The 10,975-nt window shown below is 41.0% G+C and carries 11 protein-coding genes and 3 pseudogenes; 3 read left to right on the forward strand and 11 right to left on the reverse strand.

Features of this window, described 5'->3' with window-relative positions:
* Window positions 1-147: 147 nt before the first annotated feature.
* Entirely contained in the window at window positions 148-624 is a 477-nt protein-coding gene (locus tag V7K21_RS22115; RefSeq protein ID WP_335177357.1) for a hypothetical protein, read from the forward strand.
* Between the two features lie 160 nt (window positions 625-784).
* Here V7K21_RS22115 and V7K21_RS22120 read toward each other — a convergent pair.
* Window positions 785-916 (reverse strand): annotated as a pseudogene (locus V7K21_RS22120) (transposase); the annotation flags it as partial.
* Window positions 882-1,103: a hypothetical protein gene (locus tag V7K21_RS22125; protein WP_335177367.1), complete on the reverse strand. Its 222-nt coding sequence runs from the start codon at window positions 1,101-1,103 to the stop codon at window positions 882-884. The pseudogene V7K21_RS22120 and the gene V7K21_RS22125, both read right to left, overlap by 35 nt.
* 46 nt (window positions 1,104-1,149) lie before the next feature.
* Between V7K21_RS22125 and V7K21_RS22130 the strand changes: the two are divergent.
* Window positions 1,150-1,308: pseudogene (locus V7K21_RS22130) on the forward strand (ISLre2-like element ISCst1 family transposase); the annotation flags it as partial.
* Window positions 1,309-1,542: 234 nt separating this feature from the next.
* Here the strand turns inward: V7K21_RS22130 and V7K21_RS22135 are convergent.
* From V7K21_RS22135 to V7K21_RS22150, 4 genes are all read right to left on the reverse strand, one after another.
* Window positions 1,543-2,043, reverse strand: a complete 501-nt coding sequence (locus V7K21_RS22135; RefSeq protein ID WP_335177364.1) for a phosphate-starvation-inducible PsiE family protein — start codon at window positions 2,041-2,043, stop codon at window positions 1,543-1,545.
* A gap of 136 nt (window positions 2,044-2,179) precedes the next feature.
* The gene (locus tag V7K21_RS22140) at window positions 2,180-2,476 is read right to left on the reverse strand and encodes a hypothetical protein (RefSeq protein WP_335177358.1); all 297 of its coding nucleotides are present in this window, start codon (window positions 2,474-2,476) and stop codon (window positions 2,180-2,182) included.
* Window positions 2,477-2,857: 381 nt separating this feature from the next.
* The gene (locus tag V7K21_RS22145) at window positions 2,858-3,679 is read right to left on the reverse strand and encodes an NADPH-dependent oxidoreductase (RefSeq protein ID WP_335177359.1); all 822 of its coding nucleotides are present in this window, start codon (window positions 3,677-3,679) and stop codon (window positions 2,858-2,860) included.
* A 170-nt stretch (window positions 3,680-3,849) separates the two neighbouring features.
* A complete protein-coding gene (locus V7K21_RS22150) occupies window positions 3,850-4,527 on the reverse strand; it encodes a 2OG-Fe(II) oxygenase (RefSeq protein ID WP_335177360.1) in 678 nt (225 codons plus the stop codon).
* Between V7K21_RS22150 and V7K21_RS22155 the strand changes: the two genes are divergently transcribed.
* Entirely contained in the window at window positions 4,526-4,669 is a 144-nt protein-coding gene (locus V7K21_RS22155; RefSeq protein ID WP_335177361.1) for a hypothetical protein, read from the forward strand. The genes V7K21_RS22150 and V7K21_RS22155 overlap by 2 nt on opposite strands.
* A 285-nt stretch (window positions 4,670-4,954) precedes the next feature.
* On the opposite strand, the pseudogene V7K21_RS22160 reads toward V7K21_RS22155, so the two are convergent.
* From V7K21_RS22160 to nifH, 5 genes and pseudogenes are all read right to left on the reverse strand, one after another.
* A pseudogene (locus V7K21_RS22160) lies at window positions 4,955-5,083 on the reverse strand (CopG family transcriptional regulator); the annotation flags it as partial.
* Between the two features lie 208 nt (window positions 5,084-5,291).
* Window positions 5,292-6,410: a homocitrate synthase gene (nifV, locus tag V7K21_RS22165; RefSeq protein ID WP_335177365.1), complete on the reverse strand. Its 1,119-nt coding sequence runs from the start codon at window positions 6,408-6,410 to the stop codon at window positions 5,292-5,294.
* Window positions 6,411-6,673: 263 nt separating this feature from the next.
* Window positions 6,674-8,113, reverse strand: coding sequence for a substrate-binding domain-containing protein (locus tag V7K21_RS22170; protein WP_335177362.1), 1,440 nt, complete (start codon window positions 8,111-8,113; stop codon window positions 6,674-6,676).
* A 311-nt stretch (window positions 8,114-8,424) separates the two neighbouring features.
* Window positions 8,425-8,811 carry a hypothetical protein gene (locus V7K21_RS22175; protein ID WP_335177363.1) on the reverse strand — a complete coding sequence of 129 codons (387 nt, stop codon included), beginning with the start codon at window positions 8,809-8,811 and terminating at the stop codon, window positions 8,425-8,427.
* Window positions 8,812-8,978: 167 nt separating this feature from the next.
* Window positions 8,979-9,803, reverse strand: coding sequence for a nitrogenase iron protein (gene nifH / locus V7K21_RS22180; protein ID WP_442948908.1), 825 nt, complete (start codon window positions 9,801-9,803; stop codon window positions 8,979-8,981).
* Window positions 9,804-10,975 lie beyond the last annotated feature (1,172 nt).

Genomic DNA, 10,975 nt, shown 5'->3' on the forward strand with positions numbered 1-10,975 from the left:
ACTCGCAGCAATTTACAACTACGAGTTAAGTTTAGCTGTCTCAAAATTCCAAACCCCCACCATAACATAAAACTTATTTTGCAAGAGGTCTAATTTTTAAAGTCATACCGATAGGAGATAAATAGTTTTAGAATCACGATGGTAAACATGAATTTGACAAACGAATTTGATAGGAATAAAAATAATTTGGATAAGCAGAAAAGAGGAGCTAAAACTGATATAAATTCATCATCTGACGAACTGAAACAGACAAACAAAACAATTGATATAGATGGTCAACGCCCAGTCGATCCAAGTAACATTGAAATTAAAAAAACAATTGATATAGATGGTCAGCGCCCGATTGGGAAGAATGAAAACGATTATGATAAAACAATTAATATAGATGGTCAACGTCCGATTGGGAAGAGCGCATTTCAAGAACATGAGATGCTAACTGTAGACGGTCAACGTCCAATTGACCCTAGTAATATAGAGATTGAAGCTGTTCAAGACATAGACGGTCAACGTCCAATCGCTAAAAGTAATTTTCTATATTCAGATACTTTAGAGATAGATGGTAGCCGCCCAATAGGTTCAAACAACACTGTTGAAGAGCCAATAACAACAGATTATGTAGACTAAAAGCACAATTTTCTTTGACACTGTAAAGTGGTGAAAATAAAACAAGGGTATGCAGTAATCTACATTCTCACACTTTGTTGTACTATGGCTTTTCTAACCCGTTTAGTGTATGCAATAAGAAACCATTTATAAAGTAAATCTTTAGACTGACTAAACGACGTTACATAATGCAAGTCATAACAGCATATATACCAGCTTTACTCATTTCTGGGAGACATTCATAATTCTTACTGAGACGACGGTACTGGTTAAACCAACTAAATGTTCTTTCTACTACCCAACGTTTGGGCAAATCCTGAATATTCGCTCTCTTTTGGCAAAACGTTCTCCAAGAAAGGGTTAGCATCGATTAAGGTAAAATCACCCGAAAATTCTTGTTTAGTTAGAATAGCTCCCAGCACGGGAGCAGCATGAAATAAGCTTGCTAGTAGTAAACCAATTAGGACGACGCTAACTTTAGGGGGTCGAACTTGATTCATGGAAAAGGTATGCTATTAAAAATTGCTGAAAAAATGTTATCATATCCAGGTAAAAAAAGTGAAGAACTCAGAAATTACTATTACTAATGATGGAATTTATGATGGATACAAGGCGTTTTTACAGAATTTAGAAATGCATTTAGTTGATTTAGGAATTAGTCCGGCAAAGCAAGTCTTATTAATTGGAGATGGTGCGGAGCGGCTCTAGATACATATTCCCCCACTTTTAACACGATTATGAGTTAACAAGATGCAAAAACCATACCTTTAAAATAAAATTTTGCCTTGTCCAAGTTCATGATAGTAGTGATTATTATGTGTACCTTATTTTTTTAAAGAACTTTTGTACTTTTCTTTATCCATATATAAAGAATGTCATACATTTGGCAAATTCACTTGCGATCGCTAACTAATTTTCAAACAGTATTTGTAGTTACAATTAATCAGAATTCAGATGAGTTTCAGCCAATAATTGCGTTTTTCCTGTTGTTTCAGGGTGAGAAATTTTGACCTGTTCAAGAAAACGAGATATCCAAGGCAAAGCCACCATAATTCCTGTTAACACTAGTAAAAATATCGCTATTCCAAAAATTTGGTCACGGGGAATTTCGAGAACACCACGTAAAATTACCTCTCTTAAAGCAGAAACAATAGTAATTTCTACTGCTGCGGTCACGGATGTCCTCTGTTGTTGTAGATGATCAATTAATAGACGGAACAACTCTACTAAAATCAAAATGAACAGGATATCAGATGTTACTTGCCGCAAATCCAAGGGATGTAAAAAAGAGAAGAACATATCTCCTAGTCGGATCAGCATCACACAGAATAAACCAAGACAAAGAGAAATAATAATAAAATCTTGAAAAAACTCCAGGTTGCGGACAATTATATTTCTCTGTAACCAGTTATTTAACTTTGAAATTAGCCCTTTTAGCATGGTATTTCCTAACAGTCTAGATTCATTTATCTCCATAACTGAAATAGTGCTGAGTATCTAGCATCGATTACTCAGCACTCAGTACTGTATTCAATCCCCATTATTTAGTTAGGGGGTTCCACTCAGCCCGATTAAACTATTTTGAACCGTTCAAGTCACCACGTACCATTTCTTCGGTTTTAATTTTGGATACTGCGGTTGTTAAGCTATTCGCAGCTTTAATAATCTCTTGTAAGGTTTCGTTTATCATCTTCTCATCAACAGAGGCTTCTAATAAGTAAGTTTCTACAAAAATCTCCACTCGGTTAACAATTATTTTGGCTTGAGAGCGTAGTTTGTTGAGGTCTTTGGTAGACAATTCCTTTATATCCATTGTTTGAAGCTCCTTTGGTTTCACAGGGTAAATTCTACATTTTTGGTCAGCAATTCTCATGACAAGAGGATTCTTCCAGTTCAGCCCTTTTTTGAAAGATAAAGCTTGCTGGAATACCCATTAAATCGTTCGCCTGTTGACTGCTTAAATACCTTCAGATTCATTCCCTAAATTCGTACAAAGGTTTCAAGCAGGAGAATTGCTGGGGCTGGCGAGTTAGCGGGTCTTTTTATTTCTTAGGACTTACGCACTGAAATTATTTTTTAAGACTGGTGTAGAGTTTCAAGTCTTTAATGAAGCAGTAACAAGTCTTTAAGCGTCAGAAGTTTTGGTGCAGACATCAGAAGTTATTCTTTAGTCCCTACTGCGCGTAGCTTGCTCTCTACTAGGGGTACGGTGGATGCTTAGAGTTCTCTCGTGTCTTCTGGCTGCTGACTTCTTTTATAGCAACTTTAAGCCAAAGTTGTTAAGAGTTTCACGTAAGTTTTTGCATCCTTTTAAATAGTCTAAGGTTGCGATCCGCTCGGCTGAGTTTTGCGACCAATCAACAGCAGCATTCATCTTTTGTTCAATATAGAATTCCTTCATGATATCGTTGTAGTGAGCGATCGCTTCATCTTGTTCTGCCAATTTATAGGTTTCCCTGTGTAGTATAGCTGACTGCGGTAAACGTGGCTTAATAGCAGGTTGTACTTCAGGATTGGGATAACCCACACACAATCCAAATACGGGGAACACAAAAGGTGGCAAATTTAGTAGTGTTGCTACCTCTTGCGTGTTATTGCGGATTGCGCCAATATATACCGTTCCCAAACCAATAGATTCAGCGGCTAGAGTGGCATTTTGCGCTGCTACCGAGGCATCGACTATTGCTTTAAACAACAGTTCTATGTAATCCAGAGCCACATGAGGTAGTCCGCGACTATCAGCAATATGAGCCATTCGACCTAAATCTGCTAACCAAACCAAAAATACAGGAGCCTGGTTAACCCATACTTGGTTATTAGACAGCTTGCATAATTCTGCTTTGCGCTCTTGGTCTTCAACCGCTACCACACTCCAGGTTTGCAAATTAGCTGAACTAGCAGCAGATTGAGCAGCTGCAACTAGCCATTCCAGGGTTCCTGGTGGTAAAGGGTCAGATAGATAAGACCGAACTGAACGGTGAGATAGTAGCGTTTCTAGAGAGTCGTTCCAGTCAATTTCGTAATTGAAGGGAATTTCCCCGTAGCGCGATCGCAGTAATTCTGTAGGATTAGTCATAGTCAGCTTTTGAACTCCAACACTTTTTTACGATTTCAGAGGGATTATCAACCACGAGAAATAAGGAGGACAAGGAAGAACCAGAAAATCAGGAGGCTGATTTTCTGACAAAAGTAGAAACAAAAGACTTGACTGCTACACAGCTAGCTGGGTTTCTCCGAAATCTGAAGTTATGCGACTATTCCGAAAAAAGCAACTCGTAAAGCTAGCCGAGACTCCGATACAGGAGAAGTAAGCGGAGTTACCATATGCCAAGAATTGTCAGAACGCACGATCATAACTGAGGAATCGCTCAGAGGTAGAATATCTTGGAAGGCAGATTCCGGTTGGGAGTCTTTAAGAATTCGCAAACAGCCTCCCCACTCTTCAGACCATTGTTGATTGAAAAATAGCAGATGAGTTAAAACTTTGTTTGGCTCATCTGTATGGGGGTGATGCAGATGTCCTAAGTTATACCGACGGAATCCAACATCCATTACACAGTTATCTAGTTCTAACCCAGACATTTCGGTTATTGCTTTGCGGTAAGAATCTGTCCACAGTTCTTCTATCAACTGTTGCCAGACATTACTGAGATGTCCTAAGTCATAAGTAAGTCTACCTTGTGCCATCCGCTGTCGCCAGCGATTATCACTAGATTTGAGCATCAAGGAAATATCCTCGCTAGTGGCAAGCATCTTTCCCCAAGAGTATCCGTATCCCTCTCCCTCCGACAGGCGAAACTCTTCGTGGGGAAAACTGGCAGTTAGTTCTAAGCTTGCCTCAGTTGAGAGCAGGTTTTTTATCAAAGCCCAATTATATGGGACTTTTTGCATTGCTGCGGTACGAATGGACTGAAAATTAAGCATGGTAGAAAAAAATGCTTTAGTAGAATTAACCAATCCTGACTACCCTGGATATCAAGTGGCATTGGAGCATCAAAAATCTGATTTACTTATGCATCAAGAAACTCTGCTCAAGCCGCAGAAGTTTCATCACCGGAACAGTTAGAAAATCGTTCCAGGCAATTTTGTAATTGAAGGGAATTTCACTGTAGTGCGTAGCCACAGCCCACCATATACATCGCACTGGTTCTGTAGGAATTGTCATAGTCAACTTTTGAACTTGAACACTTTTTACAATTTCAGAGAGACTATGAACTTCCCCGTTACGAGTTTGTTTGGGCGCAAGACAACTGGCTTTACGAGTAGTATTGTTCACCACTGCTCAAAGTAAGTCAAGATCAACTTCCCCAGTATCAAACTGCTTCCCTTGCTGTTTTCGTAATTTTGTTTGGAGACTACGTAACAAGGAGCGTAACACATCAGTCTTAGTGCGTTGGAACTGCTGGCAGTACTGTTCCAAAAATTGCAGTTCTTCTAAAGACAATTGAAACGTGATCCATCCTTGCTCTTTTCTCGGCATAGTTATTACCAATTATGTTGGTAATATTTTAGCAGTTGGTACAATAATTGCGATCGCTAACCAGAGACAGAATTGTTATGTGTTCTTAACCAACTTCACTTTTGATTCAAGTCTTTTCTGGTCAAACTGACTGAATTAGAAGTTGATGTACTTACTTTTTAATGGGTAAAAGCACAATGCAACTTAATGTTTCAGTAAATGTGTGCGTTCACCCTTGGGGAACTAAACTCAGGAGTTCTTCAACCGTGAGACTGCGCTTAACTTTTACTGACTGATGCTTTACAGCATCTAGCACTGATTGAATTTCTGGCTGACTAAGCGTGATTCCATGTTCTTGCAGCACACTGAATATCAGATGCCGACCGGAATGTTTGCCTACAACAAGGCGACGTTCCCAACCAACATCTTCCGGTGCAAACGGTTCGTAAGTACCTGGATTTTGTAACACACCGTGAGCATGAATGCCCGATTCGTGTGCGAAGGTATTTTCACCCACGATCGCTTTCCAGGGAGGAACCGGCCAGTTGGCAGCTTTAGCAACTAACCGAGACAATTCCAACAGCCGTTTTGTATCAATGCCTGTTGGGATACCGTAGATGTGTTTTAGTGCCATCACAATTTCTTCCAGCGCCGCATTCCCTGCCCGTTCACCAATCCCGTTTACCGTGGTATTAACCGATTGCGCCCCTGCTTCAAGACCAGCCAGCGAGTTCGCCATTGCCAGTCCAAAGTCATTGTGCGTGTGCATTTCTATGGGAATGAATAAATGATGCACAAGAGAGCGAACTTTGCTGTAAGTAGTCAGAGGATCGAGAATTCCTACAGTGTCACAGAAGCGAAACCGGAAAGCTCCCAACTCTTGAGCATAATACGCCACATCCAGCAGAAAAGATTCATCCGCTCTGGAAGAATCTTCTCCACCAACAGATACAGATAAACCGCGATCGCAAGCGAAATTTATCGCATCCCTCAAAAGATCCAGCACTTTCTGCTGCTTACCGCCAAACTTGGCGGCAATCTGAATTTCTGAGACAGGAACGGAAATATGCACTCGCTCCAAACCACAATCTATCGATGCCTGAATATCAGACAAATTAGCACGGTTCCAGCCCAGTAATTTGGCGTTTAATCCCAGATTGGCAATGGCTCGGATCGACTCTGCCTCTTCTTGCCCCATTGCCGGAACACCAATTTCCAATTCTGGAACACCAATGGCATCAAGAAAGGTGGCGATCGCAATTTTTTCTTCAACGTTAAAGGCTACACCTGCCGCTTGTTCACCATCTCTTAGGGTTGTATCGTTAATTTGAATGGGATGTTTGTTCATGGTATGATGATTCATGAGCAGCTCATTTGTTGTGTGATTTTGATTTACTTGAGGAATTCGTAATTGAGTGAGAGAGCAACTAATTTGAGTTGTAGAAACTAAAAGACATATTCCTTAGTCATAACGTAATAATTACAAATTACATTAACATACCGTAAAGCCTTCTCTTCTCCCTTGGCGTTAGCCTCTCCCTTTAGGAGAAGGGGATATGCCAAGGGTAAACGAGTGTCATTAGGAATTACGAATTACGTTGACACTCCACCCTAAATATTCGCTACAACTTCCCCAATATTGCTGATGTCATAGCCGCCGAGAACCTCTAATTGCGATTGGACTAGCCGATGTCCCAAGGTACTGAGCAATTCTTGTACTGGTGTTTCTTCTAAGTATTCTTTGAGAATCACCAAGTCGTATCGCGATCGATGCAGGGGAATAAATCCCAACCCAAAGGCAGCAGCTACACATGCTGTACTGACACCTGCATCAGCAATTCCTGACACTACGGATAAAGCGACATCTTGATGGTTGTAGACGATATAGTCAAATCCTTTAACTGTGTGCAATGATATCTGTTCTTCTTGGAGTTTGCGTTCCAAAAGCATACGACTACCACAACCTAATTCACGGTTGACAATAGTTATTCCTAATTCCACTAAATCGCTGACTGTTTTGATTCCCTTTGGGTTTCCTGGTGGGACTAAAAGTCCTTCTTCCCAAACTCCAAGGGTAATTAAAACTGCACTCCTACCAGCTAAAGCTTCGCGAACAAAGGGAATATTATGTTCTCCAGTTTCCGGATCGTACAGGTGCATCCCAGCGATATGAATTTCACCTCGGCACAGACTACGCAATGCTGTCATACTGTTGGCAAAAATATGATGAACTCGCAGTTGCGGATGCCAACGTTCAGCTGCTCTTGCCCAGAGGGAAATCATCGGCGTACAACCAGCAATCACAACTGTATTTTCCAATTTATCGATATCATCAAGCAGCCGAACCACAACTTTATTTCTACCTGTTTGGTTCTGTAATTCACCCTCCAGATACTCTGCCTTAACCCCACCGGAGAACGGCAGTTTGCTTATATTTCTTAACCCTTTCGCCAGTTCCTCAACAGGGGAAACCTTGGAAAGTTCTGAGTTGGAGCTTGCTTTGCTCAGATTTCTTTTTGCAACGGGGTGGCTCATCGCACCTGCTTCACCCGGAGGGTGAAGCAGTTTGCTTATGCCGGGGAACCCGTCCACCCTTACGGGTGACGATCCTACGTCGCTACCGCTTGCGCTAACGTCACTCCCTACAACCGGAGGAACCCCCGCAACGGGGTGGCTCACCACAACTGCTTCACCATCAGCCGGAATCATTTCGATGCGAAAAGCATCGTTCCCAACCAGGGGATAAGCTATCCATTTACCACCAACCCGCGCTAGACTAACTCCCAATTGCTGTCTGCTCTTGACTGGTTTGCTAAGAACTGCTTGAACTTCTGGTAAATCTTCCTCGAAGCAGAATAAGTCTTTGACTGGGCAGCCAAGCGCCTTGGCTAAACGCAGTGAGATAGCAACTGAAGGAGCATATTGTCCCGATTCCACACCACCAATACTCTGACGGGTTACACCAGCCTTGTTAGCTAAATCCTGCTGACTCATGCCCAAGCGAGTTCTAATTGACTTCAGATTATTGCAAAGATTCACGTCTAGTTTCATGAGACTGTATCTCTCCGTTAGAAAAAGCCGTAGCGGCCAAACCTAATCTGTTAGGGCAATAGCAAGGTCTTCTAGTTTTTGGCGTTTTTGTTGAAAGGCATATTGATGTTTTGACAATTTCGGTGATTTTTCGCAAGCATAACATACATTTAGCTAATATACTTGCATTTTTGGATACTATTTGGCGATCGCTTTTTGATCATCTGCGAACAAAGTTGGTGATCACCAAGAGAAAATGCTCAAATCCCAAGGCATCAACTATTTACAAACTCTCAGCATTCGTGTACTATTTTGCTTCGATAACCCAACTTTTAATCCGAGTACGGTAAGTCCTGATCTAAATACCAATTGCCTTTTCTAGTGGGCACCGCCATCCACTGGAGTTCCAACCAGAGAATGGGGTTCTTTTCCTTCAACCTTGAGGCGGGATCGCGAATAATGCGTGTAGCGTTTATGCAAACTGCGTCCGATAGCCCCAAATCTTGGGCAACACTTCTGAAAATATCTTTGTAGGCATTGACTGAGGCAAACAGCATGTTAGGATAAAATACAACAAAATGTTGTATAAGTTTCGGGGGGCAGCCCCAGTAGGAGTTTACGAGTTCGACGTGGCAGCACTGGAGCAGCTCGCCGAGTTTGGGACAGCGCCCCTGAGCTACGGTGATAAATTTTTGGACTAAAACCTCTTCAGTCAACATAATAAGTTCTACTCCTTCAATGAGGTAGACAAATTTTGGCGTAGTTGAGAATGCCCATTTCTCAGATGGTGGTAAGAAACTTACGCAGTTTTTTCTGCTTTTTCAAGTAAGAGGTTGCCAATTGCTCCAGACACTTTGGTATGAGGGATAACCCTTACTGCATCGTCTTAGTCAAACAACCCAAACCTTACCAGCAGTTCCTCAAGCTGATCGTTAGACATAGATTTCGGAGTCACAAAATCTGTGTTCTTGTCAATCGTGGTTGCCAGGTTGCGATAGTGCTGCGCCTGTTCAGACTCAGGAGCATATTCAATCACCGTCTTGCGGTGGAACTCTGCTCGTTGCACCATGTTGTCTCTGGGTATAGAGTAGATCATTTGAGTCCCCAGTTTCTCTGCCAGAGCTTTGATCAAATCATCTTCCTGATCGACTTTGCGAGAGTTGCAGATCAATCCTCCCAGACGTATACCGCCTATAGAAGCATACTTCTGAATGCTTCGGCAGATGTTATTGACGGTATACATTGTCATAATTTCCCCAGAAGTGATAATGTAAACTTCTTGAGCTTTGCGTTCACGAATGGGCATGACAAATCCACCGCACACTACATCACCCAGACCATCATAAAATGTATAATCAAGTCTAACTGCATCATCATAGGCACCAAGTTGTTCCAGCAACCCGATTGATGTCAGAATGCCTCGACCTGTACATCCCACACCAGGTTCCGGCCCACCTGATTCCACACACAGCGTCTTCCCCCATCCTTCCTGGCGAAAGTCTTCTAGATTGACATCATCTTCTTCTTTACGCAACGTGTCGAGTACAATCTTCTGATGGAATCCCCCCAATAGGAGCCGGGTAGAGTCTGCTTTCGAGTCACACCCTACGACCATCACCTTGCGACCCACATCAGTCAGTCCAGCTACTACATTTTGAGTCGTTGTGGATTTGCCAACTCCCCCTCTTCCATAAATAGCGATTTTTCGCATAAAAACCTCAGTAATGGCGTAGACTTATTGATTCGGCTCCAAAATTATGGTGTAATCAAGTAGAGTGCTGAATCAAAATAGAGTTGTAGTTTTTGAAAGAGTTAACTGGACAAATTGTGACAGTATTAATATAGTTAGACAGTGGACATCAACCGTCTATCCAGCACTATAAATATTGTAGTTATCTGCTAGAAGTTAAACAGCATCTTACAGATTTAGCAGTAAATATTAGTGGGATTAGTGGGACGCGAGATATAACAAGGGTGCTAAAAACTAGTTGCAATACTGTTACCAATAATTCAAAAAACTCCACGGCTACGGCAGGTGAATGAGAGGTTTTTGCTTCATTACAGCAAGACAAATATTCTTTTTCCTGGAAAGAAGATACATAAAAAAAATCAGTCCAGCCTACCCTATGGAAACGACTTCGCCAAACGAAAAACCGATTTTTTGGCGGCTTTGCTCCACTTCGATTAACGTTATGTCATCACCAATAAATGATGAGGCTGGTCTGACAACTCACTTCAAAGAAACCTAAGGAGTTTTCGTCCTTTTATTAGATTCCCTATAAATAAAGAATATCATACATCTGGCAAATTTACTTGCACTTTCAAATTAATTTAGAAACAGTATTAGTGGTTACAATTAATGATCAAGGCAGTTTCTTAAAGTCGGCAAAGCCGCGCAACTGATTGCCTCAGCTAGAGAGCCTCGAAACCGCCAATAATCAACTTTTTCTTGTTTTTTGGAGTTAAGCAACGCTTACCTATTTATCCAACAGAGACATCTAGAATTAAGACAGCGATTAAATTATTTACTTTTTTATTTTTAGTTAGAAGGGTCTGTCTATTTAATTAATTAAAAACATTTTATATATAAAAATGAATATTGTTTTAAATTTAGTTAGACCTGTCTATTTATAATTAACTTTATTAATAAATTACAATATATCTTCAGGTGATTGTTATCAAAATTACTATTATTAAATATAAATGTTGATAGGATTTTGAAATCAAGGAAGTCAAACAAGTTCTCTGATGAGAATACAAATATTGAAGCATCTTTCTTGATATCAGCTATTGCACAAGGAGCAATCAGCCATGCCAATGAAGTTGTTTAAGTGCGACGAATCGATTCCAGAACGGGAAAAGCACATATATATAAAAGAAAAA

The organism is Nostoc sp., assembly GCF_036919595.1.
In the GTDB taxonomy this organism is placed as follows: domain Bacteria; phylum Cyanobacteriota; class Cyanobacteriia; order Cyanobacteriales; family Nostocaceae; genus Nostoc.

Coding starts and splice junctions, on each gene's coding strand:
- V7K21_RS22170 (WP_335177362.1), bottom strand. CDS start 8,113: ATGAAACTAGACGTGAATCTTTGCAATAATCTGAAGTCAATTAGAACT.
- nifH (WP_442948908.1), bottom strand. CDS start 9,803: ATGCGAAAAATCGCTATTTATGGAAGAGGGGGAGTTGGCAAATCCACA.
- V7K21_RS22145 (WP_335177359.1), bottom strand. CDS start 3,679: ATGACTAATCCTACAGAATTACTGCGATCGCGCTACGGGGAAATTCCC.
- V7K21_RS22155 (WP_335177361.1), top strand. CDS start 4,526: ATGGTAGAAAAAAATGCTTTAGTAGAATTAACCAATCCTGACTACCCT.
- V7K21_RS22135 (WP_335177364.1), bottom strand. CDS start 2,043: ATGCTAAAAGGGCTAATTTCAAAGTTAAATAACTGGTTACAGAGAAAT.
- V7K21_RS22150 (WP_335177360.1), bottom strand. CDS start 4,527: ATGCTTAATTTTCAGTCCATTCGTACCGCAGCAATGCAAAAAGTCCCA.
- V7K21_RS22140 (WP_335177358.1), bottom strand. CDS start 2,476: ATGAGAATTGCTGACCAAAAATGTAGAATTTACCCTGTGAAACCAAAG.
- nifV (WP_335177365.1), bottom strand. CDS start 6,410: ATGAACAAACATCCCATTCAAATTAACGATACAACCCTAAGAGATGGT.
- V7K21_RS22175 (WP_335177363.1), bottom strand. CDS start 8,811: ATGTTGACTGAAGAGGTTTTAGTCCAAAAATTTATCACCGTAGCTCAG.
- V7K21_RS22115 (WP_335177357.1), top strand. CDS start 148: ATGAATTTGACAAACGAATTTGATAGGAATAAAAATAATTTGGATAAG.
- V7K21_RS22125 (WP_335177367.1), bottom strand. CDS start 1,103: ATGAATCAAGTTCGACCCCCTAAAGTTAGCGTCGTCCTAATTGGTTTA.